We start from the raw sequence: 24,020 nt of genomic DNA, 5'->3' as shown, positions 1-24,020 counted from the left end.
TCCCGCGAGCAAGTGCGCCAGTTCTCGCTGGAGCAACCGGCAATCACCATCGAAGACGCCTACGCCATCCAGCGCGCCTGGGTGGCAAAAAAGATCGCCGCCGGGCGCAAGCTGGTGGGCCACAAGATCGGCCTGACCTCGCGCGCCATGCAGGTATCGTCGAACATCACCGAGCCCGACTACGGCGCCTTGCTCGACGACATGCTGTTCGACGAAGGCAGCGACATCCCCTTCGAGCGCTTCATCGTGCCGCGGGTTGAAGTGGAGTTGGCGTTCATCCTCGGCAAGCCGCTGAAGGGCCCGAACATCACCGTGTTTGATGTGCTGGACGCCACCGAGTGGGTGATCCCGGCGCTGGAAATCATTGACGCGCGCATCCAGCAGGTGGACCCGCAAACCCAGGCCACCCGCAAGGTGTTCGACACCATCTCCGACAACGCCGCCAATGCCGGCGTGGTGATGGGCGGGCGGGCCGTGCGCCCCACCGAAATCGACCTGCGCAAAGTGCCGGCGGTGCTCTACCGCAATGGCGTGATCGAGGAATCCGGGGTCAGCGCTGCCGTGCTCAACCACCCGGCCAAAGGCGTTGCCTGGCTGGCCAACAAACTGGCGCCGTACGACGTCACCTTGCAGCCCGGCCAGATCATCCTTGGGGGTTCGTTCACCCGCCCGGTCGCCGCTCGCCCAGGTGACACCTTCCACGTCGACTACGACATGCTCGGCTCCATCGCCTGCCGCTTCGTTTAAGGACCTGCTCATGGACATGCCCATCAACCACTTCAAGCGACGCCTGCACAGCGGTGAACCGCAAATCGGCCTGTGGCTCGGCCTGGCCGATGCCTACTGCGCCGAGCTGGCGGCCAATGCCGGTTTCGACTGGCTGCTGATCGACGGCGAACACGCGCCCAACGACCTGCGCGGCATGCTCGCCCAGTTGCAGGCGGTGGCACCCTACCCCAGCCAGGCAGTGATCCGCCCGGTGATCGGCGATACCGCGCTGATCAAGCAGGTGCTGGATATCGGCGCACAAACCTTGCTGGTGCCGATGGTGGAAACTGCCGAACAGGCGCGGCAACTGGTCAAGGCCATGCATTACCCGCCCAAGGGCATTCGCGGGGTGGGCAGCGCGCTGGCGCGGGCTTCGCGCTGGAACACCCTCCCCGGTTACCTGGACCACGCCGATGAGCAAATGTGCCTGCTGGTGCAGATCGAGAACAAGGAAGGCCTGGCCACCCTGGACGAGATCGTTGCAGTGGAAGGTGTGGATGGCGTGTTCATCGGGCCTGCAGACCTGAGTGCGGCCATGGGGCATCGCGGCAACCCCGGGCACCCGGAGGTGCAGGCGGCGATTGAAGACGCAATCGTGCGCATTGGCAAGGCGGGCAAAGCCGCCGGCATTCTCAGCGCGGACGAGAAACTGGCGCGACGCTACATCGAGCTGGGTGCGGCGTTTGTGGCGGTGGGTGTGGATACCACGGTGCTGATGCGCGGGCTGCGCGAGCTGGCGGGGAAGTTCAAGGATACAGTGGTAGTCCCCAGTGCCGGGGGTGGTGTCTACTGAGGCTTCTGGTTGGATGGCACCGGCTTTGCCGGTGTTCGCGGCTAAAGCCGCTCCCACAGGGACCGCGCCGAAGTTGCTACTGGCGCTGGACCTGTGGGAGCGGGTTCACCCGCGAACACCGGCACAGCCGGTGCCATCCAAAGCGATGTTCAGATGTTGATAAGGGCCTTGAGCACGGTCTTGAAAGTCTCCAGCTGCTGTTCACTGAACTGCCCGAACACCTTGTCCTGCTGTTGCCGGGCAATGGTCCACAACGCCTCGGTCTCGTCCACGCCCTTCACCGATAGCCGCACTCGCCCTTCGTCATCGGCAATCAGCCCTTTGCGCTTGAGGTTGGCAACCGCTTCCTCGATCTCCCGCGCCGGCATCGCCACTTCGCGTTGCAGGTCGTTCAGGCTCAGGCCCGCATCGTTCTCCAGCACCATCAGCATGCGTGCCTCGCTGGTGCGCAGGCCGGTGCACAGCTGGCGTGGCTGGTAGTCAGCCTGATAGGCACGCAACGCCTGGGTCATCAGGTAGTACAGGTTGTGCTGCAGGCGGCCCTGGAAGTGGCTGCTCGGTGCCTGCCCCTCTGCGCCTTGGGTCATGCGAGTATGCGGCAGCACCATTGAATAGGCGCCCTGGTGGTACAGCAGCGGCGAGCGGCCAAAGTCATCAAAGGCCACAACCTTGCCCACCAGGATCCAGTGATCGCCACCGTCCAGCTGCTGGTACTTTTCACACTCAAAGCGCGCCGCGCAATCGGCGAACAACGGCGCGCCGCCAGTGCCGGTCTCGTAGTCGATACCGGCAAAGCGATCTTCCTTCGGGCGGGCAAAGTTGTTGGACAGGTCGATCTGGTCCGCAGCCAGAATGTTCACGGCAAAGTGCGAGGCCTCTTCGAACACTTCATGGCTGGTAGAGCGCTTGTCGATGCTCCACAGGATCAGCGCCGGGTCCAGCGACACCGAGTTGAAGCTGTTGGCGGTAACGCCGACCTTGCGGCCACTGGGGCCGGCGGCAGTCACCACGGTCACGCCGGTGGCAAAGTTGCCCAGGGCGCGGCGGAAGGCACGTGAATCGAAGGTTTCTTTGGACATGCAAGACTCCCGGGCAGGCCTGGCAGCCTGCCCTGTTTGTTGTTGTGCTTGTAGGGGATGGGTGAAAACAAGTGGCGGCTCAGACCATCGCCGGGTCAGGCTCCAGGCCCATCAGCTCGCGGCCGAGGATTTGCGCACACACGTCGTAATCGGTGTAGGCATGGGCACCGGTCATGTGCGAATCGCGGAACAGCCGCTGCAGTTCGTTGCTCTCGAACCAGGCGCCACCACCGGCCGCTTCCATCAGGCGGTCGACGGCCTGGATGCACATCTTCACGGCGTAGCCCTGGTTGGTACGCCAGAACGCCAGCGTGCCACGCGACGGGTATTCGTGACGGGCACTGTGCTCGGCAATCTCGTCCCAGCTCTTTTCCAGCAATGCCCGGGCAGCGGCCACCTGATGGGTCGACTCGGCCAGGCGCATCAGCGCCGGGGTGGCGGCGCCCACGGCAGCACCGGTGTAGGCACGCACGCGGTTGCGGGTTTTCTCGCGGAACACCTCCAGCATGCGCTCGGCAACGCCCAAGCTGACCGTGGAGAAGCCGCTGGCAAAATACGGGCGATACGGGGCGAAGAAAATCTTGCTGTCGGGGTACAAACCAAAGCCCGCCGACTTGCCCTCCATCATGTCCTTGGCCTTCTGGATGCGGTGCTCGGGCACGAAGGCATCACGCACGATCAGGGTCTTGCTGCCGCTGCCGCGCATGCCCACGGCATACCAGTCATCACGGATTTCATAGTCGCTGCGAGGCAGGACGGCGAAGCAGTAATCCTGAGCGCCTTCGGCATTCTTGCGGCGGAAACCGAGAATCGCCCATTCGGCGTGGTCGCAACCGGAACTCCAGCCCATTTCGCCGCTGAACGACACGCCACCCTCAACCTCTTCAGTGCGGCCGAACGGCGCGATACTGCTGCTGGCGGTAGCATCCGGGTCGCTACCCCACACCTCCTGTTGTAGCTTGGGCGAGAACATTGCCATCTGGTGGCTGTGGGTGCACAGCAGGCTCATGGCCCAGGCTGTGCTGGCGCAGGCCCCCGCCAGCAAGGCGATGCACTGGGCGAACTCCGGCAGGGTGATTTCCATGCCGCCGAAGTGTTTGGGCAAGAAAGCGCGGTGCATGCCGATGCTTTTCAGCAAGGCGATATTCTCTGCCGGCACACTGCGGTCCTGCTCTGCACGCATGGCATTGGCGGCAATGGTCGGCAGGACGGACTTCAGGTCTTCCAGCAGGGGGTTTGGCTTTTTCATGAGCGGTCTCTTTCTTATTGGATTCGAAGACGCGATCAGTATGTGAGCGGCGATTGGGTGGCGGAATGCACGTTACGAGGGGAACATTGCACTTTCCATGGCGCCCGGAAATTGCCTTGCGACAAGCATTGACCCGTGCATTTTCGATCACCACAATCCAACCCTCAAGACGCGCGCGGCCCGCCGCGCCCCTGACGGAGTGATGCTGTTGAAAGACCTTTCCCCTTCTGCGGTGCGTGTGTGCGATGCCGCCGTCGGCCACTTCGCCGAGTACGGTTATGACGCCTCTTCGCTGAACGAAATCGCCCAGTTGGCGGGCATGCGCAAGGCATCGCTGTATGCGCATTTCGCCAACAAGGACGCCTTGTTCGTGGAGGTGTTCCAGCGTGCGCTTGTGCAGGAAACGGCCTTTGTCGAGCACGGCTTTGCGCAGGAAGCCCGCGACGGCCTGGCGGCGGGGCACTGGCTGGCCCTGCACCTGGCCGAACGTTATCGCGACTCGGCCGAACTGCGCTTCGTGTTGCGCACGGCGTTCCTGCCCCCGGCGGGCATCAAGCCGATTGTCACTTCGGGCTTTGAACAATACCTGGACGGCATACGCGAAGGGTTCAGCGTGGCCCTGCAAGCTCGCCACGGCTGGGCGCATGAGCAGCAAAGCCGCCTGGCGCTGTATGCCGATGCCTACCTGGGCATCATCGACAGCCTGTATGTAGAGCTGATGTACGCAGGCCCCGACGCCTATGAGCGGCGCGCGGCAGCACTACTGAAAGTGCTGGAAGACTCGCTGTCACTCAACCGCTGACGCCTGGCGCGTCAGGGTTTGATCTTCTTCATTTCATCCAGCAGCTGCATCAGCTGCTGCAGCTTGTCCTCGCCAAACTGGGCGAGGATCTTGTCGTAGTTGTGCGTCATCTCCTCGCTCATCGCCAGAAACGCTTGCTGACCGGCCTTGGTCAGGCTGATGAACACCCGGCGCTGGTCTTCCGGCGACTTGCGCCGCGCTACGATGCCGTCACGCTCCAGGCGCTTGAGCACCCCGCTCATGCTGGGTTTGAGGATACAGGCCAGCTCCGCCAACTGATGGCTTTCCAGCTCGCCTTGCTGGCGCAGGATACGGATTACCCGCCATTGCTGCTCGGTCAGGTCATGGGCATTCAGCGCCGGGCGGAAGAATGCCATGGTGGCTTCGCGCGCCTGCAGCAAGGTCAGGGTGAGGGAGGGTCTCGGTGTGGTCATGCGGGCTCAAGGAGGCTGGAAATAGCAAACCGGCGAGTATGCCAGTGCACAATCATTAATACATTAATAGAATGATTTCTACCCATTTCCAGTCAGCAGGCGGCGTCATGATCACCCTCGAGAGCCCCACCTACTACTCGGCGACCAAGAAGTACAACCTGAGCTTCCCAACCCTGGAACGCGACATCGAGGCCGATGTCGTGGTGATCGGTGGCGGTTTCTCCGGCATTAACACCGCCCTGGAGCTGGCGGAACAAGGCGTGACCAATATCGTCGTGCTCGAGGGCCGTTATCTGGGCTACGGCGGTAGCGGGCGCAACGGCGGGCAGATCATGGCGGGCATCGGCCACGACCTGGAGAAGATCCGCAGCAGCGTCGGTGATCAGGGCGTGAGGGATATTTTCGAAATCAGCGAACTGGGCGCCGGCATCATCAAGGACCGCATCGCCCGCTACGCCATCGACGCCGACTTCTGCCACGGCTATGGCTACATGGGCTTCAACCGCCGCCAGGAACAGACCCTGCGCAAATGGGAGAAGGCGTTCAAGGCGATCAATACCCGCGACGAGATCCGTTTTCTCGGTGGCAGCGAAGTGCGCCAGATCATCGGCAGCAACGCCTACAGCAGCGCCCTGATCCACATGGGCGGTGGCCATGTGCATTCCCTGAACCTGCTGCTGGGCGAAGCGCAGGCACTGGTGGGCCATGGTGCGCGCATCTTCGAACACAGCCCGGCCCTGGAAGTGACCTACGGCGAGCGCATCACGGTACGCACCGGCCGTGGCTCGGTACGCGCCAGCAAGCTGCTGTGGGCGTGCGACAGCTTCCTCAACAAGCTGGAGCCGCAGCTGCACGCACGCACTATAAACACCTATGCCTTCCAGATGATGACCGAGCCATTGCCGGATGAGCTGATCGAGCGCATCAGCCCGATACGCGGGGCCTACAGCGACATCCGCCCGGTGATCGACTACTACCGGGTCACCCGCGAGAACCGCCTGCTGTTTGGCGCCGCCACGCCCTTCGTCGAGCACTTCCCGCTGGACCTGAAGGCGTGGAACCGCGCGCTGATGCTGAAGATTTTCCCCTACCTGAAAGACGTGCGCATCGACCTGGCCTGGGGCGGCCCGATGGCCACCAGTGCCAACCTGTTTCCGCAGATAGGCACCCTCGACAACCGCCCCAACGCTTTCTATGTGCAGGGCTACTCCGGCTTTGGCGTCACGCCCAGCCACATCATTTGCAAGATACTCGCCGAGGGTATGCAGGAGGGATCGAAGCGCTATGACCTGGTCAGCTCGGTCAAGCATGCGCGCATCCTCGGCAAGGACCATTTCCGCCCGCTGCTGCTCACTGCCGGCAAGACCGTGCACCAGCTGTCGGGCTACTTCAACGGCCGTCGCTGAACCGCCGCCAAGTGACTTGCCGGCGATGAGGCCCGCACAAGCAGCACCATCACACTCAAACCATCGCCTGCGCCCGGTAGTCCTTGGGCGAGCGTTCGAACTGTTTCTTGAACGAGCGGCTGAAATGCGCCGAGTCGGTAAACCCCCACTTGTAGGCAATCGAGGTAATCGACTCGCTCCTGAAGAACGGGTTGGCCAGGTCATCCGCACTGCGCTTCAGGCGCGCCCGCTGAATGTAGCGGCACACACTATCGCCCTCCTCCTCGAACAGCCGGTACAGGTGACGCACCGAGATGTTCAGGCGACCGGCCAGGTTGGACGGGGTCAGCCCGGGCTGTGACAGGGACTCGTCGATCACCTGCTGCACGTAGCCCCGCAGGTTGGCCCCGTTCAAGGCCCCAAGGTTGCCCAGCGCTTCGCCATGGCGCTCGAAGCCTGGCTCCAGCAGGGCAATGAAGGCGGTCTGCAGCGCGTCGCCCTGGGCACCATCACCGCTTACATTGCCGTCCTTGCACAGTTGGTCCATCAGCACATGCAGCATGCGCCCGCAGGCGTTGCTTGAGGAGATCTTGCCAAACATCGGGCCGCTGCCTTGCACGTACTTGCGTACCTGCTCACGCGACAGGGCCAGCGAGACATGTTCGATCAACCCACTGGGGGTGATTTCGCAGCGCCCGACCGAATCCATCAGCAGCAGCTCACCCGGCGCCAGGCTGACCTGCATGCCCCCCTGGGACACGGTGGAATGCCCCGCACGCTGGCTGACCAGGAAACAATGCTGGTCATCGTCAAGAGTCGGGTTTTCGCCCAGCCGGCGGATGTTGCCGGCATTGGTGCGCAGGTTGGCCAGCGGCAAGCCGGCACGGGAAAAGGTAGAAACCTCGCCGATGAACAGCGAGTGATTGGACGCAAGTTCCGTCTCGAAACGGCCACAGATCTGTTGCATGGCCGTGGTCCAGCGTTCCAGCCCCTGACGGTTGGATTGTTGAGTATGCATGGCTGCCCTCGACGCAGGATTTGTTGTTATGCGCACATTGTTAACATGTTATCTATGTGCGCACAACTGTCATCATTCGTCGCTAGATACAGCAAGGCGTATGCCAGTTTGCGTCAAAGGCTGGGCAGCAAAGTGTTGAACTGGGCCAGGCTGGCCATCAGGTGCGCACGCTGTTCCGGGCTGATGGGAATGTAGCGGCGAAACGCCGGCATGCGGTTGACCACTTCGCTACCGCCCATGTGCTCCAGCGTCAGCAGCCATTGGCCGTCGCGCCAGGCCAAGGTCAGGCGCTTGAAATCCAGCGGCATCAGCGCCGCCACCAGTGCGGCCTGCTGCAGCAACCGGTCGCGCAGTCGGGCGAAGCGCGCCCGGTCGCCCTTGCGGTACACACAGGCCAGGCCGGTACGGCGTAGTGCACCGGTATGGCGCAGCTCCAGGCTGACCTCGCCCCCTTGCGGAGCAGGCAACTGCAGCTGGAACTCACAGGTGACGATGTGCATCAGCAGGTGGGCCTCGACGCGTTCGTACACCCTGGCCTGCCAACCCTGGGCCGGGTCGTGGATCACCCCGGCCGCCACCAGGTTCTGCTGCCCCAGGTTGCGCGCCAGGCATGCCAGCGTGGCGCCTGGGCGATACCCGGAAGGCGCCCGGGGCGCCAGCAAGCGTTCACGCAAATTTCTGATCATGCAGCACGTGCCCCACGGCGTGGCCAGGCTCGGCAGCAAACTCTTTCTCGAGCACATCCTCGACCCGCGCCGGCTTGAACGGGTTGACCTTCTGCACGCACAGCGTCCAGAACAATGCATAGGCCGCAGTGGCGCCAAGCATGATGGCGAACGGCACGTAGACATCGGCAGGGTTCATGCCCGGCGGTGTGATGAACGCCATGCCGATGAGGATACCGCTGCTGGAGAATATCTGCGGCAACGGGAACAGCGGCGAGCGGTAGGCACGCGGCAGGTCTGGGCGGCGGATGCGCAATATCACCACCGACAGGGTCACCAGCAGGTAGGCGGTGCTCCAGGCGCACACGGCGGCCAGCACCAGGTGCAGGATGTTGTCCGGGTTGCCGCCCAGGTACCAGGCATGCAGGCAAGGGATCAACGCCACCACCAGGATGCACAGCAGCGGTGTCTTGAAGCGCGGGTGCAGGTAGGTGAACACCTTGGGCAACGCGCCGTCCACCGCCATGCCGTAAAGAATACGTGGCACACCGGCCATCAGCGTGTTGATGGTGGCCGCGCCGGCGAACAGGAACCCGATACCCAGCCACACTGGGCCAATATCACCCATCACCTGCTCGGCGAACCGCGGGATGGCCATGGGCGTGTCCAGCAGGTGCACGCCACTGGCGGCATCCAGCACCACGTTTTCCACCTGGCGCTTCATCGCCGCTCCGTAGATGAACATGCAGCTGGCCACGCCAAACAGGCCCAGCGCCATGGCCCGCGGCAGCACCCAGGCCGAGCGACGCAGTTCGGGGGCAAGCGGCGTGACGAACTCGCAGCCAACGAACATGAACATGGCCATGCCGACCAGCGAGAGGATGGTCATCAGGTCGGTGCCCACCAGCGACACGCCGAACGGGCCGTCCAGCTCCACTGCGGGTGCGGCGATCAGGCCAAGCACGCCGAACACCATCAAGGTGGTCCACATGCCGAAGGTGAGGACCACTTCCGCGCGGCTGAAGGCGCTGACGCCAAAGGCATTGAGCACCGCAAACGCCACCACGAAGCACACCCCCAGCAGCCACGAACCGCCGGCGGATTCCGCCAGGGTATTGAGGTGCTCGAAGTTCACCAGCGCCATCACCCCCGACAGGATGGTTTCGGCGGTACCGGCGAACACATGCACGATCAGGTAGGCCGACAGCGTGCCGGTAATGGCGAAGAAACGGCCCATGCCACAGTTGATGTAGTCGTATACCGAGCCCGTGGTCGGCAGGATCGACGCAGCCTCGGCAAAGGTGGTGGACTGCGCCAGCATCATCAGTGCGGCGATGACCATGGCCACGGCGAAGGCGCTGCCGCCGATGCCAAAGCCCATGGTCGCGGTGAGGATCACCGGGCTGGCCATAATCAGCCCGACAGTGCTGGCCAGTGCGGTGGGGAAACCGACCGTGCCGCGGTTGAGGTGCTCGGTGAGCTTGTTATTGAGTGACATCGTATGCCCCGGCTTGTTTTTGTGGCGTTGAACGAGTGATTACTGTGCGCTGCCGGTGGCATGGCGTCTTGCCGATGGCTGCCGCCGGGCTTGTTGCTGCCTGCCAGCAATCAGCCCGGCCTACGCTCGCTTTTTTTGTGGGAGCGGCCTTGCGTCGCGATAGGGGCGCGAAGCGGCCCCAGCATTTTCAGCTTCGCCGCCAACATCGCCGGGGCCGCTCTGCGGCCCTATCGCGACACAAGGCCGCTCCCACAAGGCTTACCCAGTGCGGTTGGCAGCCACAGTCATGCACCTGTCACGCAGGCACAAGCACCGCACTGCCCCGCTTATTAAGCTGCAAACTTTGGCCACCTGCCCCGGAGTCTGCATGAGCGACATCACCCTCCTACCTGCCGTCACGGCCTTCCTGGCCCGCGAGCATGGCGTGTTCATCCACGGCCAGCACCTCGCCAGCCAGTCGTCGTCGAACATTGCCGTGGTCAACCCGGCCAACGGCCAGACCATCGCCCACATCGCCGACGCCAACCAGGCCGATGTCGACCATGCCGTCAGCTCCTCGCGCCAAGGCTTTACCGCCTGGTCGCACACCAGCCCCGCCGCCCGCGCCGCAGTGCTGTTCAAGCTGGCCGACCTGCTGGAAGCCAACCGCGAAGAACTGGCGCAGCTGGAAACCTTGCAATCCGGCAAGCTCATCGGCATTTCCCGTGCGTTCGAAGTACAGCAGGCCGCGCACTTCCTGCGCTACTACGCCGGCTGGGCGACCAAGATCACCGGCCAGACCATCACCCCGTCGCTGCCCTCGTTCGCCGGTGAGCGCTACAGCGCCTTCACCCTGCGCGAGCCGATTGGCGTGGTGGTGGGCATCGTGCCGTGGAACTTCGCCAGCATGATCGCCATCTGGAAGCTGGCCTCGGCCCTGACAACCGGCTGCAGCATTATCCTCAAGCCCAGCGAATTCACCCCGCTGACGCTGCTGCGCATTGCCGAACTGGCCACCGAAGCAGGCCTGCCGGCCGGTGCACTGAACGTGCTGACCGGTGGTGGCCTGGTGGGCAAGGCACTGATCGAGCACGCAGGTACCGACAAGGTCTCGTTCACCGGCTCCGTGCCCACTGGCATCGCCGTAGGCCAGGCTGCCATGGGCGCCAAGCTGACCCGTGCGACACTGGAACTGGGCGGCAAGAACGCGGTGGCCTTCCTGCCGGACGTGGCAACCGACAAGGCTGTGGACGGCATCATCGAGGCCGGCTTCCTGCACTCGGGGCAAATCTGCGCCGCGGGCGAGCGCTTCTATGTGCACCGCTCGCGCATCGACCCGCTGCTGGACGCCCTGTCCCAGCGCCTGGGCCAACTGAAAATCGGCTCGCCACTGGACGAGGCCACCCAGTTCGGCCCCGTGGCCAACAAGCCGCACCAGCAGAAGCTGGCCGAACTGTTCGCCATCGCCCGCGCCGAAGGCAGCCAGATCATTCACGGCGGCACCCTCGGCGACGGCCCCGGCTGTTTCGTCGAACCCACGGTAATCCTCGCTCGGTCGGCCAGCGACACGCTGCTCACCCAGGAAACCTTCGGCCCTGTGGCGACCTTCCTGCCTTATGACGACGAAGACGAACTGCTGCACCTGATGAACGCCTCGCCCTACGGCCTCAGCGCCAGCCTGTGGACCAACGACCTGGGCAAGGCCATGCGCATGATCCCGCAAATCCAGGCCGGTACCCTGTGGGTCAACATGCACACCCTGCTCGACCCGGCTGTACCGTTTGGGGGCATCAAAGCTTCCGGCATTGGCCGCGAGTTCGGCTCGGCCTTCATCGATGACTTCACCGAGCTCAAGTCGGTGATGATCCGCTACTGACCGCGCCTGTGGCCAAGGCGTGCAAGCGCCTTGGCAGCCACGAACAAGACCCCGCCCCACCGCACACGCCCTAATAGGCCATCGCCGCCAACCGCGATGGCCCCTCGCCAGAACCGAGGGTGCCCCCGAACAACAAAGGCCCCTGTGAAGGTGGCCGAGAACAAACGAGGGATGTGCAAATGGTCAAACCACAGACGCTGTCCAGCCTGGCCCTGGCAACCTTGCTGGCCAGCCAGGCCGCGCCGGCCGTTGAGCTGTACGCCGACGATGACAGCCACCTGAACGCCGACATGCTGGCGGTATGGGGCATGTTCAACAGCCGCAAGAACTACGACGGCACCACAGGGGGTTCGACCTGGCGTGAAGGCTTTATCAAGTATGGCCTCAGCGGTGACCAGGGCCTGGCCGGCAACGGCACGCTGTACGGCAGCCTGAACTGGGTGAGCTCGGCCACCTGGGGCGATGGCGATGCGGCCGGCAACACCGATGGCTCCGAACGCACCACCAAGATCGAAGACGCCTTCCTCGGCTGGCGCTCGGCCGACCTGTTCCCGGTGCTGGGCAAGGATGGAGTGGACGTTTCCGCCGGCCGCCAGACCATTCGCCTGGGCAGTGGTTTTTTGATCAACGACGACGGCCCGAACCTGGGCAACGGCGTCGCCGACGGTGCGCTGGACCGCGGCGGGGCCTACTACCTGGCCGCCCGCCACGCCTTCGACCGCACCGCAATGCTGCGCCTGGGGGGCAGCGATGGCCTGCATGGCAGCCTGCTATGGCTGAAATCCGACAACCGCGCCCAGGCCGAAACCGAACTGGCCGCCGGCACGCTGGACTACACCCAAGCCTTGGGCACCCTCGGGCTGACCTGGGTTCACGGCATCGACGTCACCGACCAATGGGCCAGCGACTTTCAGAAAGCCCGCGAAGGCATGGACGTGTACAGCGTGCGCGGCGAAGGCAACGCCGGCATCGACAATGCCAGTTTCGCCTTCGAATACGCCTGGCAGGACAAGACCGACGGCCCCGAGCAAGCCTGGTACCTGCAGGCCGGCTACACCTTCGCCGACCTGCCGTGGGCACCGCAGGTTACCTACCGCTACACCCGCTACTCGGCAGGCTGGGACGCGCTGTTCAGCGGCCTGTCCAGCGGTTACGGCACCTGGTTCCAGGGTGAAGTCGCTGCCAACTACGCCGGCCCCTTCAACAGCAACACGGGTATCCACCATGTGGGCGTGAAGGCGACACCGCTGGAAAATCTCACAGTCGGGGCGCTGTACTTCGACTTCGACACCGTACGCACCCGCGAAAGCCTCAACCTCGATGCGCGGGAGCTGGACCTGTATGTGGAATGGGCAGTCAACGAGCACCTGATAATCAGCCCGCTGGTGGGCCTTTACCAGCCGCGCAAGGACGAGAGCAACGGCGGCAACCAGGTGGGAGGGAATGGTACCAATGTGTACAGCCAGCTGACCGTGGCTGTGCCGTTCTGACGCAACCACGGTAACCAACCTCTGCGGTCAATGTGGGAGCGGGCATGCCCGCGAAGAAGGCGACTCGGTGGCACCGGCTTTGCCGGTGTTCGCGGGCATGCCCGCTCCCACAGGAATCAGTGGCCTTGCGGAAGGGTTTGACCTTGGCCGACTCGGCGAATAATATTCGCAAACCTACCGGTCGGTAGGCGAAAAATCAGCCAGAGAAAACCATGCAAGCCAATCCCTCCCCTCCCATACCCTTCAGCTTCGCCCTGGGCCTAGGCCTGATCGGCGCCCTCGGCCCTTCCGCCGTCGACATGTACCTGTCGAGCCTGCCGGAAATCGCCAGCCACTATCAGGCTAGCTTCACCCGCGTACAGCTGACACTGACCTTCTTCCTGCTGGCCATGGGCGCCGGCCAGCTGATCTTCGGCCCCATCGTCGACGCTTATGGCCGGCGCAAGCCGCTGCTGGCCGGCCTGCTGCTGTTCATCCTGTGCTCGCTGGGCGCAGCCGCAGCCCCCAGCCTCGACACCCTGATCATGCTGCGCTTTTTCCAGGGCCTGGGCAGTGCGCTGACCCTGGTGGTGATCATGAGCATGGTGCGTGATGTGAGCCAGGGCGTGGCCGCGACCAAACTGTTCGCCCTGCTGATGACCATCGAAGGCGTCGCACCGATCCTGGCACCTGCCCTGGGCGGCGTGATCGACGCACATTTCGGCTGGCGTGCAGTAATGCTGGTACTCGCCGGCATGGGCGTGACGGTGCTGGTCAACAGCCTGCTGAACCTGCCGGAAACCCTGCCGCCCAGCAAACGCGAACCCCTGCGCCTGGGCCACGCCTGCAGCACCTACCTGGCCATCCTCGCCGACCGCCGCTTCCTGCGCCCGACCCTGGCGGTTGCTGCGGTATTCTTCTTCCTGTTCGCCTACATCGGCGGTGCCACCCTGGTGTACCAGGCCCACTACGGCCTGAGCGCCCAGGCCTTCGGCCTGCTGTTTGGCGCCACCGGGGTGTCGATCCTGCTCGGCGCCATGACGGCCAGCCACCTGATCAGCCGGCTGGGCCTCAATACCTTGACTTGGGTGGGCGTGCTGTGCATGGCCGGCGGTGCCTGCATCAGCCTGCTCGGTGCACTGACCGGCCTGGGGCTGCCAGGTGTGGCCGGCGGCATGGTGATAGCCCTGTTCGGCCTGGGGATAGCCGAGTCGACGCTGATGTCGCTGGTGATGGCCTCGCAAGAAAAGGCACTGGGTTCCACCGCAGCGCTGCTGGGCGCCATCCAGCTGTCGGCGTCTGCCGGCGCCGCCCCGCTGGCCGCAGTGGTACTCAACCACGGCCCGACCGCATGGGCCGCGCTGCTGGCCCTGTGCACCCTGGTGGTGTGCCTGCTGACCGCCCTCAGCCTGCGCCACACCCCGGCCAGCTTCTCGCTCGCGGGCCATTGAAGCCCTGGCACTGACGGTCAACTCGGCTGGCAGGCAGACACAAGACGACCTACCAGTCGTTAGCGAAACTGGTTGCCTCGAAACCAACAACAAATCCGACGGCTGCCAGCCCTGCGAGACCCGCCATGACCCTCGATACCAGAATTGACTTCATCTACCTGTCCGAGCAGGACATGATCCGTGCCGGCGTCACCGACATGCCGGCCTGTGTCGACACCATGGAAGAAATGTTCGGCCTGCTGTACCAGGGTGACTACCGCATGGCCGGCCCGAACAGCGACTCGCACGGCGCGATGATTACCTTCCCCGAGCACTCGCCATTCCCCAACATGCCCAAGCCCACCGCCGACCGGCGCATGATGGCGATGCCGGCGTACCTCGGCGGCAACTTCCAGACCGCAGGCGCCAAGTGGTACGGCTCGAACATCGCCAACCGTGAGAAAGGCCTGCCCCGCTCGATCCTGATGTTCACCCTCAACGATGCCGACACCGGCGCGCCACTGGCACACATGTCGGCCAACCTGCTGTCGGCCTACCGCACCGGCGCCATCCCGGGCGTCGGCGCCCGCCACCTGGCGCGCAAGGACGCCAAGGTGATCGGCCTGGCCGGCCCGGGGGTGATGGGCAAGACCACGGTCGCTGCGTTCATGGCCGTCTGCCCGCTGATCGACACCCTCAAGGTCAAGGGCCGTGGCCAGAAGAACCTGGATGCCTTCGTCGCCTGGGTGAAAACCAGCTTCCCGCAAATCACTCATGTCCAGGTGGTGGAAACCCTGGAAGAAGTGGTACGCGGTTCCGACCTGGTCAGCTACTGCAGCTCGGGCGAAGTCGGCGACCCCAGCCAGTACCCGCTGGTGCGCCGCGAGTGGGTCAAGCCTGGCGCGTTCCTGGCCATGCCAGCCCCGTGCAGTATCGACGCCGGCATGGAGCAGGACGACGTGCGCAAGGTGGTGGACAACACCGGCCTCTACGAGGCCTGGTTCGAAGAGCTGCCCAAGCCTGCGCACAACCACGTACCGCTGGTAGGTGTGCGCTTCATGGACATGATTGCCGAAGGCACGCTGGCCGCCGAGCAGGTGGAAGACATCGGCAAGATCATCAGCGGCGACGCACCGGGCCGCCTGCATGACGACGAAATCATCCTGATGTCGGTGGGCGGCATGCCCGTCGAAGACGTGGCCTGGGGCACCGTGGTGTACCGCAAGGCGCTCGAGCAAGGCATCGGCGTAAAGCTCAACCTCTGGGAAACCCCCGTTCTCAGCTGATCCCCGCAACCGGATAACAAGGCAAAGCCCATGACACAGATCATCAAACTGAAAACCGGCTCCAAGTTCGAAGCCATGGCCAGCTACTCCCGCCTGGTGGCGGTGGACAACTGGATTCACGTCTCCAACACCGCCGGACGCAACCCGCAGACCCAGGTCATTCCAGAGGACGTCATCGAACAGACCCACCAGGTGTTCGCCAACATCGAAACCGCGCTGGCCGCAGTCGATGCCAGCCTGGCCGATGTCATCAACTCGCGCGTGTTCATCCAGGACCCTGCCGATGTACCACGGGTCATGGACGTGATCGGCGAGAAGTTCCGCGGCATCGACCCGGCCACCACGGTCACCTGCCCGCCGCTGGGCTCCACCGTTTACAAGGTCGAGCTGGAGGTCACCGCCTACCGCGCTGCGGGGCAAGCGCAAGTGACCCTGATCCGCCTTGGCCAGTGAGGCTGCTGGCTGGCGCTGAACACTCCCCCTGCACGCACAACAAAGAGTAAAGCCATGTCTCCCACGATCGCCCCTGTGCAAACCAGCACCCGCCACCCCGACGCCACTACCGTGGTGATCATCGGTGGCGGCATTATCGGCCTCACCGCCGCACTGAGCCTCGCCGAACGCAACATACCGGTGGTGGTGCTGGAAAAGGGGCGCATCGCTGGCGAGCAGTCGTCGCGCAACCTGGGCTGGGTGCGCAAGACCAACCGCCACGCCCATGACATTCCCCTGGCACTGGCGGCTGATCGGCTGTGGGCCGAGATGCCCGCACGGGTTGGCAGCGACGTTGGCTATCGCCAAGCCGGCATCATGTTCATCGGCCGTAACGACACGCAGATGGGCATGCATGAAGGCTGGCTGAAAAGCGTCGAGGCGCTGGGCCTGGATTCGCGCCTGCTGAGCACGCGGGAAATCACCCGGATGGTGCCGGGTGGTCGGGCGGATTGGGCAGGTGGCATCTTCACCCCCTCCGACGCCCGCGCCGAACCGACTCTGGCCGCCAGCGCCATCGCCCGGGCGGCGATCGCCAAAGGTGCAGTGGTAGTGGAGAACTGCGCGGTGCGCACGCTGGTCACCGCAGCCGGCCGTGTCAGCGGGGTGGTCACCGAGCAAGGTGAAATCCGCTGCGACCAGGTGTTGCTGGCCGGTGGCCTGTGGTCGCGCAAGTTCCTCGGCAACCTGGGCATCAACCTGCCGACCTTGCCGCTGACCTGTTCCGTGCTGCGCACAGAGCCCATGGACGGGCCAACCGACATCGCCGTGGGCGCACCAGATTTTTCCTTCCGCAAGCACAAGGACGGCGGCTACATCATCACCCAGCGCGGCGCGCTGGACGCCTTCCTCACCCTCGATCACCTGCTGCTGGGCAAGCGTTACCTGCCCCAGCTGCGTGCCCAGCGGGACTTTTTGCGCATCAGCTTTGGCAAGTACTTCTTCAAGGACCTGGCCCTGGCCCGGCGCTGGAAGGCAACGGATGTAACCCCCTTCGAGCGTGTACGGGTACAAGACCCGCACGCCAACCCGGCCCTCAACGACGAGGCCATGCGCAACCTGAAAGCGGCCTGGCCGGTGTTCGAACAGGCCCGTATCGCCAGCGCCTGGGCCGGCACGATTGACGTCACCCCCGACTCCAACCCGGTCATCGGCCCGGTGGCCAGTATTCCGGGCCTGACCCTGGCCACCGGCTTTTCCGGGCATGGCTTCGGCACCTCGCCTGCTGCTGGCCAGCTGGCGGCAGACCTGGTGGCCCAGGCCACCCCGCTGATCGACCCGTCACCGTACCGCTTCGAGCGTTTCGCCTGACACAAATGGGAGTGGGCAAGCCCGGCTACCTGAACTGGTACTCCAACCCCGCCCCCGCATACCACGACCGCCCAGGCGCTGCCTCGTAATAACGCCCGTTGCCGTCACCGACAATCACCGACCCCACATACTGCCGGTCAAACAGGTTGTCCAGCCGCAGCAGCTGGTGGAACGTCCAGGGCCCCACATGTTGCTCGAACCGGGTCCGCCAGTTGAATACCGCATACGCAGGTGCGGCCTTGGCGGTGTTGCTGTCGTCCACATACACCTTGCTGCGGTACTGCCCTTCAACCCCCATGCTGATGGACGACACCGGCTTCCAGACCAGCTCGCCAAACAGGTTGTTCAGCGGCACACCGGGCAGGCGGTTGCCACTTTCGATGGTCTGGCTGATGTCATCGGCATAGCGGGCATCGGTGCGGGTATACACCAGGGTGGTCTGCCACTGCTCGCTCAAGTCACTTTGCAGGCTCGCCTCAAAGCCGCGTCGTACAGTACGCCCTGCATTGCGATAGCTGGTTCGACCATCCGTAGCGCTGGCAACGACGATTTCGTCATCGGTATGAATCTCATACACCGCCGCATTCAGGCGCGTGCGCTCGCCAAGCCGGTACTTCACACCCATTTCATACTGCATGCTGGTGGCAGGCTTGAGGCCGAAGTTGAAGCTTTCGGCCAAGCCCGGCGCATAGGCCATCTCGGCCTGGGTGGGGGTTTCGAAACCTTTGCCGACGCTCACGTAACCGCGCAGGTCCGGCGTGAACGCGTACATCACCGACAGTGACGGCGTGGCCTGCTGGTACTTCTTCGAGCCGCTGGAGTCACCGTTGGCCAGGTAATGGTCGTCGACACGCATTTCCATGGTGCTGTAGCGCAGCCCCAGCTCGCTGGTCCAGTTGCCGATTTCCCAATGGGCCTGGAGGTACGGGTCCAGGCTGGTAGCGGTGTCTTTCTCGTCACGGCGCAACTCACCTTTCACGCCCAACTGGTCACCGCTGAAATTCCGGTAGCCGCGGCGGTCGTCCTTGCTCTGGTCGTAATCAGCGCCGATGGTGAAGGTAAGATTGCCGGGCACATCCGCGACCGGCTGTATCCAGCGCAGGGTGCCGCCGTGGAATTCACGATCAAAGTCCACAACCCCGCCGCCACGCTGGCTGTTAGAGGCCACCGTTCTGGGGATGGACAAATACTGCACCACGCTGCGCCGCCCTGCATACAGGTTGAACTGCAGCGTGGCATCGCCAAAGTAGCGCTCGTAGTTCATGCCTAGCTGCTGGTGGTCGATGCTCTTGCGGGTGTTGTAGGTTTCGGCCACTGCCGCTGTGGAGCGTGGATCATGCTTGTAGGCATCCCAGGTCTGCCCCAGCGGGTCCTGCGTGTTGTTCTGCTCCAGGCTGCTGTAGATCAGCGCCATGCGCGAGTCTTCATCGGGCTTGAAATTGACCTTGGCGAAGGTCTGGTCACGGCGCGCGGCACTGTGGTCGCGATAGCCATCGGTATCCAGGCGCGAGGCATCCAGCACGAAACCTGCGGTGTCGTTGCCGCCCTCTGCCGACAGGTGGTTCTTGTTGAAGCCGTCGCTGCCGAACGTCGTTTCGGCACCCACACGTGCGGGCCCCTGCCCGTCGCGGGTAAACATCTGGATCACGCCACCGGCGTTGCTGCCGTACAGCGTCGCTGCCGGGCCGCGCAGCACCTCGATACGGTCGGCCACGTCCAGGTTCAGCGTGGCAGCCTGGCCTTGCCCGTCGGGCGTACTGGCCGGTATGCCGTCACTCAGCAGCTTTATGCCGCGCACGCCAAAGGCCGAGCGTGCACCGTAGCCCCGCGAGGAAATCTGCAGGTCTTGCGCGTAGTTCTGCCGGTTCTGCACCACCAGCCCAGGTACTTTGCTGAGCACTTCCGACAGGTTGACGCCAAGCTGGCCATCCGTGCCGTGGGACAGGTCAACGGTATCCACCGAAAACGGCAGGTCGAATGTGCTGGTGGGCGCATAGACGCCGGTCACCACCAGCGGGTCCATGATGACTATATCGGGTGAATTGGCCTTAGCACCGCCATTGGCGCTCATGCCACCTGCAAACAGCAGGACCAGGCTTGGAGATGAAGGAAAACGAGAAAGAAATCGATACATGCGCAGCTTCCAGAAATTGCCGGTATTACACCAGACCAGCAGCGGCAGCGCGAACGCAGGATTTTTCCTGGCAAGCAGTTGCGAATTTACTTACGCTGAAATACTGTATACGCATACAGCAAAACAAGGAATTTCCTGTGTCCAGCACCGCCTCCGCTACCCCGAGCAGCTATGAACAGTTGGGTGTACGCATCCAGAAGATCATCAACAGCCCCACCGCCCAGCGCAGCCGTGCGGCGCTGATCTTTCGCCTGGAACAGGAAAGCCCGGATGACTGGGAAACCTTGCTCGAGGAAATCGCCGAGAACGACAACGTCACCCTCGCCCACCGTGACGACGGCGGCGTGCAGGTTTTCTGGACCGTACCGAAGGAAGACTGACCGCGCATGAGAGTTTCGCTTTTCGCGGCAGCCTGCCTGTTACTGACCACTCCACTTGTACAAGCCGACGCCCCGCGCACCTTCCAGGAGGCCAAGAAGGTCGCCTGGAAGCTCTATGCGCCGCAATCGACCGAATTCTATTGCGGCTGCAAATACAAGGGTAACAAGGTCGACCTGGCGTCCTGCGGCTATGCCCCGCGCAAGAATGCCCAGCGCGCATCGCGCATCGAGTGGGAACACATCGTACCGGCCTGGCAGATCGGCCATCAGCGCCAATGTTGGCAAAGCGGCGGGCGCAAGCAGTGCTCGCAGCATGACGAGGTGTACAAACGCGCCGAAGCCGACCTGCATAACCTGGTGCCGAGCATCGGCGAGGTCAACGGCGACCGTAGCAACTTCAGTTTCGGCTGGCTGCCAGAACAGCGCGGCCAGTATGGCAGTTGCCTGACCCAGGTCGACTTCAAGGCCAAGAAGGTGATGCCACGCCCGTCGATCCGCGGCATGATCGCCCGCACCTACTTCTATATGAGCAGGCAGTACAACCTGCGCCTGTCCAGGCAGGACCGCCAGTTGTACGAGGCCTGGAACAAGACCTACCCGCCGCAGGCATGGGAGCGGCAACGCAACCAGCAGGTAGCCTGTGTGATGGGACGAGGTAACGAGTTTGTGGGCCCGGTCAACCTCAAGGCGTGCGGTTGAGCATTAGGCCAGTGCTTGCAAATAGGCGCTGGCTTCCCGGTAACGGGCCAGCCGCGCCAAGTCGGCGGGGCCAGGGCAGGGAATGCGGGAAAGGTCACTGTTGTCGGCCAGGTCGGCCAGCTTGACGGTGCGCGCCAGCGGATCATCGCCCAGGCGTGCCACGAAGTCCTGGTAGGGCTCGCCCTCACGGCGGCTGAGCGCCAGCAAGGCTGCAAGGATTTTCAGCGCAAACCCCTCGCGCGCCAGGTCGGACAACGTCAGCGGGGTGTCCTCGATCACATCGTGAAGCACTGCGACAATCCGTTGCTCGGGTGTGGACACCCGCATCATTACGCGTAGCGGGTGGAGAATATACGCCACCCCACCCTTGTCGTATTGCCCTTCATGCGCTCTGGCGGCGACGGCAATGGCCCGCTCCAGTGTAGACATTAGGCCCCTCCCCGTTCGGCATCTTCCACCCAAGCATAGCCAAACTTGTGTGAACAATGTCTAACACACGCCTGACAAAGCTTGCGCCATCCCTGCAGGAGCGGCCTTGTGTCGCGATGGGCTGCAAAGCAGCGCCATGATATTGGGGTCACGGCTAATCTTGCCGGGGCTGCTTCGCTACCCATCGCGACGCAAGGCCGCTCCCACAAGTACAGCGTGCACCCGAACATGCGGCGCACTTGTATTTACTTAGCGGGCTGCGCCGTGCTGGATCACCACCGAATCGGTGCCGAGCTTGGCCATCACTTCGTCCTTGCGCGCTTGCGCTTCTTCACGGGTAGGGAACGGCCCCAGCAGCACCACCGGCTTGCCGTTGCGGTATTCCACCGAAGACGGGATGCCCTTTTCGATCAGCCGCGCGGTCATGTCGCTCAGCGCGCCCATGTTGGCGCCCTGGATCACTTCAACATCCCAGCCTTCTGGTGCCGGCTGCCCAGCCAGTGCATCGGCACGGCGCTGCAGGTCGGCACCACCGCACACTTCGCGGATGCGCAGGTTGTTGCCGTTGTCGTCGACGATGATGTCGTACTGGCCGTCGCGCTTGATGGCCACGTAGCTGCGGTAGGCTTCGTACTGCCCGGCATCGTCCTTGCCGCGGACCTGGCCGCAGATGGTGCCCTGGGTGTCGATCCGCACGTTGCCGAACTTGGCGGTCTTGGGGTTGTGCAGGTGTTCGGCCACCTGCTTGTGCACGCCTTCGACCTCGTTCTCACAGCCCGCCAGGGCGAGCACTGCCATTACCACAGCCAGTTTGCGCACGCGTGTACCTCCAGTTTCGAAGGCGCGGATTCTAGCACGCCAGGGTATGCCCCGAACCGCGACCAAACGTTACACGCTAATTCACGCGCACATGAAAAAAGGGCGATCATTTCTGATCGCCCTTTCTCGATTTGGTAGGCACAATTGGACTCGAACCAACGACCCCCACCATGTCAAGGTGGTGCTCTAACCAACTGAGCTATGTGCCTGTCGTGTGGTGCGCATATTAGTGATGCAATGCGTACCTGTAAAGCTTTTTTTTGAGAAAAATCAAAAACTTTCGACTATGAGCGCTGCCTGCCCATGCCGCGGTTTCGACGCCCGCGAAATGGACAATGAAAAAAGGGATGACCCTTTCGGATCACCCCTTCTTCGATTTGGTAGGCACAATTGGACTCGAACCAACGACCCCCACCATGTCAAGGTGGTGCTCTAACCAACTGAGCTATGTGCCTGTCGTGTGGTGCGCATTCTACGCATTAGAAAAACCATGTCAACACTTTTTTTCGAGCTAACCTACTGAATCTTAAACTCTTTATATAGAGAGGCGCCGGCAGGTCCGCCGTAAAGGATTTTCACCAGACGACTAGCGGGTGTTTATTATTATTGATAGCATCGGTACATTCGTTAAAAATATAAAACACGAGGTTCCTGCAGCATGGCTAACACCCCCTACCCCCAGTCCTACTACGCCGCCTCGGCCAACCCGGTGCCGCCACGTCCGGCGCTGCAGGGTGAGGTGGAAACCGATGTGTGCATCATCGGCGCCGGCTACACCGGCCTTTCCAGCGCCCTGTTCCTGCTGGAGAACGGCTTCAAGGTGAGCATCGTCGAAGCGGCCAAGGTCGGCTTCGGCGCATCGGGCCGCAACGGCGGCCAGATCGTCAACAGCTACAGCCGCGACATCGACGTCATCGAACGCACCGTCGGCCCCAAGGAAGCGCAACTGCTGGGCCACATGGCCTTCGAAGGCGGGCGCATCATTCGTGAGCGCGTGGCCAAGTACAACATCCAGTGCGACCTGAAAGACGGTGGCGTGTTCGCCGCCCTCACCAGCAAGCAGATGGGTCACCTGGAGTCGCAAAAGCGCCTGTGGGAACGCTTTGGGCACAACCAGCTCGAGCTGATGGACCAGAAGCGCATCCGTGAAGTGGTCGCGTGCGACAGCTATATCGGCGGCATGCTGGACATGAGCGGCGGCCACATCCACCCACTGAACCTGGCCCTGGGTGAAGCTGCTGCGGTCGAGTCGCTGGGCGGCATCATCTATGAACAAACCCCGGCAATCCGCATCGAGCGCGGTGCCAACCCGGTCGTGCACACCCCACAAGGCAAGGTGCGCGCCAAGTTCATCATCGTCGCCGGCAACGCCTACCTGGGCAACCTGGTGCCGGAACTGGCCGCCAAGTCCATGCCATGCGGCACCCAGGTGATCACCACCGAACCGCTGGGCGAAGAGCTGGCGCGCACCCTGCTGCCGCAGGACTACTGCGTCGAGGACTGCAACTACCTGCTCGACTACTACCGCCTGACCAGCGACAAGCGCCTGATCTTCGGCGGTGGCGTGGTGTACGGCGCGCGTGACCCGGCCAACATCGAGGCGATCATTCGTCCGAAGATGATCAAGGCCTTCCCGCAGCTGAAGAACGTGAAGATCGACTACGCCTGGACCGGCAACTTCCTGCTGACCCTGTCGCGCCTGCCACAGGTTGGCCGTATCGGCGACAACATCTACTACTCGCAGGGATGCTCGGGCCACGGCGTGACCTACACCCACCTGGCGGGCAAAGTGCTGGCCGAGGCCCTGCGCGGCCAGGCTGAGCGTTTCGACGCCTTCGCCGGCCTGCCGCACTACCCGTTCCCGGGTGGCCAGATGCTGCGTGTGCCGTTCAGCGCCATTGGCGCCTGGTACTACAGCCTGCGCGATCGCCTGGGCTTCTGATGTAAGCAGGCCTGGCGCTATCGCCGGCAAGCCAGCTCCCACAGATACCGCACAGGCGTCGAACCCAGTGCGCTACCTGTGGG

At 63.3% G+C, this 24,020-nt stretch carries 22 protein-coding genes and 2 tRNA genes; 13 read left to right on the top strand and 11 right to left on the bottom strand.

The annotated features are described in order from the left end of the window. Positions 1 to 747: 2-oxo-hept-4-ene-1,7-dioate hydratase (gene hpaH / locus E8E78_RS22405; RefSeq protein WP_280337131.1), on the top strand; the 747-nt coding region annotated here is incomplete at its 5' end. Between the two features lie 10 nt (positions 748 to 757). Further along, positions 758 to 1,561, top strand: coding sequence for a 4-hydroxy-2-oxoheptanedioate aldolase (gene hpaI / locus E8E78_RS22400; protein ID WP_280337140.1), 804 nt, complete (start codon positions 758 to 760; stop codon positions 1,559 to 1,561). Between the two features lie 149 nt (positions 1,562 to 1,710). Here the strand turns inward: hpaI and E8E78_RS22395 are convergent, their stop codons facing one another. Both E8E78_RS22395 and E8E78_RS22390 read right to left on the bottom strand, forming a co-directional pair. Further along, positions 1,711 to 2,640, bottom strand: a complete 930-nt coding sequence (locus E8E78_RS22395; RefSeq protein ID WP_016498992.1) for a p-hydroxyphenylacetate 3-hydroxylase reductase component — start codon at positions 2,638 to 2,640, stop codon at positions 1,711 to 1,713. A 79-nt stretch (positions 2,641 to 2,719) separates the two neighbouring features. Continuing rightward, the gene (locus tag E8E78_RS22390; protein ID WP_280314166.1) at positions 2,720 to 3,889 is read right to left on the bottom strand and encodes a p-hydroxyphenylacetate 3-hydroxylase oxygenase component; all 1,170 of its coding nucleotides are present in this window, start codon (positions 3,887 to 3,889) and stop codon (positions 2,720 to 2,722) included. A 202-nt stretch (positions 3,890 to 4,091) separates the two neighbouring features. Between E8E78_RS22390 and E8E78_RS22385 the strand changes: the two genes are divergently transcribed. Then, positions 4,092 to 4,691, top strand: coding sequence for a helix-turn-helix domain-containing protein (locus tag E8E78_RS22385; protein ID WP_280314168.1), 600 nt, complete (start codon positions 4,092 to 4,094; stop codon positions 4,689 to 4,691). Positions 4,692 to 4,702: 11 nt separating this feature from the next. Here E8E78_RS22385 and hpaR read toward each other — a convergent pair whose 3' ends face one another. After that, positions 4,703 to 5,125 carry a homoprotocatechuate degradation operon regulator HpaR gene (gene hpaR / locus E8E78_RS22380; protein ID WP_059395906.1) on the bottom strand — a complete coding sequence of 141 codons (423 nt, stop codon included), beginning with the start codon at positions 5,123 to 5,125 and terminating at the stop codon, positions 4,703 to 4,705. A 107-nt stretch (positions 5,126 to 5,232) separates the two neighbouring features. On the opposite strand from hpaR, the gene E8E78_RS22375 reads away from it, so the two are divergent. Next, positions 5,233 to 6,531, top strand: a complete 1,299-nt coding sequence (locus E8E78_RS22375) for an FAD-binding oxidoreductase (RefSeq protein ID WP_280314170.1) — start codon at positions 5,233 to 5,235, stop codon at positions 6,529 to 6,531. A 55-nt stretch (positions 6,532 to 6,586) separates the two neighbouring features. Here the strand turns inward: E8E78_RS22375 and feaR are convergent, their stop codons facing one another. The 3 genes from feaR to E8E78_RS22360 form a co-directional block, all read right to left on the bottom strand. After that, positions 6,587 to 7,528, bottom strand: coding sequence for a transcriptional regulator FeaR (feaR, locus tag E8E78_RS22370; RefSeq protein ID WP_049274532.1), 942 nt, complete (start codon positions 7,526 to 7,528; stop codon positions 6,587 to 6,589). 113 nt (positions 7,529 to 7,641) lie between these two features. Then, the gene (locus E8E78_RS22365; RefSeq protein ID WP_059395908.1) at positions 7,642 to 8,214 is read right to left on the bottom strand and encodes a DUF3156 family protein; all 573 of its coding nucleotides are present in this window, start codon (positions 8,212 to 8,214) and stop codon (positions 7,642 to 7,644) included. Continuing rightward, positions 8,195 to 9,691, bottom strand: coding sequence for an APC family permease (locus tag E8E78_RS22360; RefSeq protein ID WP_059395909.1), 1,497 nt, complete (start codon positions 9,689 to 9,691; stop codon positions 8,195 to 8,197). The genes E8E78_RS22365 and E8E78_RS22360 overlap by 20 nt, the downstream gene beginning before the upstream one ends. A 367-nt stretch (positions 9,692 to 10,058) precedes the next feature. Between E8E78_RS22360 and E8E78_RS22355 the strand changes: the two genes are divergently transcribed. From E8E78_RS22355 to E8E78_RS22330, 6 genes are all read left to right on the top strand, one after another. After that, positions 10,059 to 11,546: an aldehyde dehydrogenase family protein gene (locus E8E78_RS22355; protein WP_049274529.1), complete on the top strand. Its 1,488-nt coding sequence runs from the start codon at positions 10,059 to 10,061 to the stop codon at positions 11,544 to 11,546. A gap of 179 nt (positions 11,547 to 11,725) precedes the next feature. After that, the gene (locus tag E8E78_RS22350; RefSeq protein WP_049274528.1) at positions 11,726 to 13,036 is read left to right on the top strand and encodes a hypothetical protein; all 1,311 of its coding nucleotides are present in this window, start codon (positions 11,726 to 11,728) and stop codon (positions 13,034 to 13,036) included. Between the two features lie 212 nt (positions 13,037 to 13,248). Next, positions 13,249 to 14,466, top strand: a complete 1,218-nt coding sequence (locus E8E78_RS22345) for a multidrug effflux MFS transporter (protein ID WP_280314175.1) — start codon at positions 13,249 to 13,251, stop codon at positions 14,464 to 14,466. Positions 14,467 to 14,591: 125 nt separating this feature from the next. After that, complete coding sequence (locus E8E78_RS22340; protein ID WP_049276149.1) at positions 14,592 to 15,731, top strand: tyramine oxidase subunit B; 1,140 nt, start codon at positions 14,592 to 14,594, stop codon at positions 15,729 to 15,731. A gap of 30 nt (positions 15,732 to 15,761) precedes the next feature. Then, entirely contained in the window at positions 15,762 to 16,184 is a 423-nt protein-coding gene (locus tag E8E78_RS22335) for a RidA family protein (RefSeq protein ID WP_280314177.1), read from the top strand. Positions 16,185 to 16,238: 54 nt separating this feature from the next. Further along, on the top strand, positions 16,239 to 17,534 hold the full coding sequence (locus E8E78_RS22330) for an FAD-binding oxidoreductase (RefSeq protein ID WP_049276146.1): 1,296 nt from the start codon (positions 16,239 to 16,241) through the stop codon (positions 17,532 to 17,534). A gap of 25 nt (positions 17,535 to 17,559) precedes the next feature. Here E8E78_RS22330 and E8E78_RS22325 read toward each other — a convergent pair whose 3' ends face one another. Beyond that, positions 17,560 to 19,605 (bottom strand): TonB-dependent receptor, encoded by a 2,046-nt coding sequence (locus E8E78_RS22325; RefSeq protein WP_049276143.1) that lies wholly within the window; start codon positions 19,603 to 19,605, stop codon positions 17,560 to 17,562. A gap of 200 nt (positions 19,606 to 19,805) precedes the next feature. Here E8E78_RS22325 and E8E78_RS22320 point away from each other — a divergent pair, with 200 nt between their 5' ends. Both E8E78_RS22320 and E8E78_RS22315 read left to right on the top strand, forming a co-directional pair. Next, positions 19,806 to 20,048 (top strand): DUF1654 domain-containing protein, encoded by a 243-nt coding sequence (locus tag E8E78_RS22320; RefSeq protein ID WP_016498977.1) that lies wholly within the window; start codon positions 19,806 to 19,808, stop codon positions 20,046 to 20,048. Between the two features lie 6 nt (positions 20,049 to 20,054). Then, positions 20,055 to 20,747, top strand: a complete 693-nt coding sequence (locus E8E78_RS22315) for an endonuclease I family protein (protein WP_049276142.1) — start codon at positions 20,055 to 20,057, stop codon at positions 20,745 to 20,747. Between the two features lie 3 nt (positions 20,748 to 20,750). Here the strand turns inward: E8E78_RS22315 and E8E78_RS22310 are convergent, their stop codons facing one another. The 4 genes from E8E78_RS22310 to E8E78_RS22295 all read right to left on the bottom strand — a co-directional run bounded on the left by E8E78_RS22310 (position 20,751) and on the right by E8E78_RS22295 (position 22,450). Further along, positions 20,751 to 21,176 (bottom strand): bifunctional (p)ppGpp synthetase/guanosine-3',5'-bis(diphosphate) 3'-pyrophosphohydrolase, encoded by a 426-nt coding sequence (locus E8E78_RS22310; RefSeq protein ID WP_016498975.1) that lies wholly within the window; start codon positions 21,174 to 21,176, stop codon positions 20,751 to 20,753. A 249-nt stretch (positions 21,177 to 21,425) separates the two neighbouring features. Further along, positions 21,426 to 21,995, bottom strand: coding sequence for an SPOR domain-containing protein (locus E8E78_RS22305; protein ID WP_016498974.1), 570 nt, complete (start codon positions 21,993 to 21,995; stop codon positions 21,426 to 21,428). A 132-nt stretch (positions 21,996 to 22,127) separates the two neighbouring features. Continuing rightward, positions 22,128 to 22,204: transfer RNA gene (locus E8E78_RS22300), tRNA-Val, on the bottom strand. A gap of 169 nt (positions 22,205 to 22,373) precedes the next feature. Then, positions 22,374 to 22,450 (bottom strand) — tRNA-Val (locus tag E8E78_RS22295). A gap of 203 nt (positions 22,451 to 22,653) precedes the next feature. Here E8E78_RS22295 and E8E78_RS22290 point away from each other — a divergent pair. Next, on the top strand, positions 22,654 to 23,937 hold the full coding sequence (locus tag E8E78_RS22290) for an FAD-binding oxidoreductase (protein WP_049276956.1): 1,284 nt from the start codon (positions 22,654 to 22,656) through the stop codon (positions 23,935 to 23,937). The last annotated feature ends 83 nt before the right edge of the window (positions 23,938 to 24,020 follow it).

The organism is Pseudomonas sp. BN505, assembly GCF_029873175.1.
GTDB lineage: Bacteria > Pseudomonadota > Gammaproteobacteria > Pseudomonadales > Pseudomonadaceae > Aquipseudomonas > Aquipseudomonas putida.
Note: the sequence above shows the minus strand (reverse complement) of the source record. Positions and strands in the feature narration are given on the sequence as shown.

Excerpts from the sequence above, each read along its gene's own strand:
- hpaI (WP_280337140.1), top strand. The coding sequence starts at position 758 with ATGGACATGCCCATCAACCACTTCAAGCGACGCCTGCACAGCGGTGAA.
- E8E78_RS22395 (WP_016498992.1), bottom strand. The coding sequence starts at position 2,640 with ATGTCCAAAGAAACCTTCGATTCACGTGCCTTCCGCCGCGCCCTGGGC.
- E8E78_RS22390 (WP_280314166.1), bottom strand. The coding sequence starts at position 3,889 with ATGAAAAAGCCAAACCCCCTGCTGGAAGACCTGAAGTCCGTCCTGCCG.
- E8E78_RS22385 (WP_280314168.1), top strand. The coding sequence starts at position 4,092 with ATGCTGTTGAAAGACCTTTCCCCTTCTGCGGTGCGTGTGTGCGATGCC.
- hpaR (WP_059395906.1), bottom strand. The coding sequence starts at position 5,125 with ATGACCACACCGAGACCCTCCCTCACCCTGACCTTGCTGCAGGCGCGC.
- E8E78_RS22375 (WP_280314170.1), top strand. The coding sequence starts at position 5,233 with ATGATCACCCTCGAGAGCCCCACCTACTACTCGGCGACCAAGAAGTAC.
- feaR (WP_049274532.1), bottom strand. The coding sequence starts at position 7,528 with ATGCATACTCAACAATCCAACCGTCAGGGGCTGGAACGCTGGACCACG.
- E8E78_RS22365 (WP_059395908.1), bottom strand. The coding sequence starts at position 8,214 with ATGATCAGAAATTTGCGTGAACGCTTGCTGGCGCCCCGGGCGCCTTCC.
- E8E78_RS22360 (WP_059395909.1), bottom strand. The coding sequence starts at position 9,691 with ATGTCACTCAATAACAAGCTCACCGAGCACCTCAACCGCGGCACGGTC.
- E8E78_RS22355 (WP_049274529.1), top strand. The coding sequence starts at position 10,059 with ATGAGCGACATCACCCTCCTACCTGCCGTCACGGCCTTCCTGGCCCGC.
- E8E78_RS22350 (WP_049274528.1), top strand. The coding sequence starts at position 11,726 with ATGGTCAAACCACAGACGCTGTCCAGCCTGGCCCTGGCAACCTTGCTG.
- E8E78_RS22345 (WP_280314175.1), top strand. The coding sequence starts at position 13,249 with ATGCAAGCCAATCCCTCCCCTCCCATACCCTTCAGCTTCGCCCTGGGC.
- E8E78_RS22340 (WP_049276149.1), top strand. The coding sequence starts at position 14,592 with ATGACCCTCGATACCAGAATTGACTTCATCTACCTGTCCGAGCAGGAC.
- E8E78_RS22335 (WP_280314177.1), top strand. The coding sequence starts at position 15,762 with ATGACACAGATCATCAAACTGAAAACCGGCTCCAAGTTCGAAGCCATG.
- E8E78_RS22330 (WP_049276146.1), top strand. The coding sequence starts at position 16,239 with ATGTCTCCCACGATCGCCCCTGTGCAAACCAGCACCCGCCACCCCGAC.
- E8E78_RS22325 (WP_049276143.1), bottom strand. The coding sequence starts at position 19,605 with ATGAGCGCCAATGGCGGTGCTAAGGCCAATTCACCCGATATAGTCATC.
- E8E78_RS22315 (WP_049276142.1), top strand. The coding sequence starts at position 20,055 with ATGAGAGTTTCGCTTTTCGCGGCAGCCTGCCTGTTACTGACCACTCCA.
- E8E78_RS22310 (WP_016498975.1), bottom strand. The coding sequence starts at position 21,176 with ATGTCTACACTGGAGCGGGCCATTGCCGTCGCCGCCAGAGCGCATGAA.
- E8E78_RS22290 (WP_049276956.1), top strand. The coding sequence starts at position 22,654 with ATGGCTAACACCCCCTACCCCCAGTCCTACTACGCCGCCTCGGCCAAC.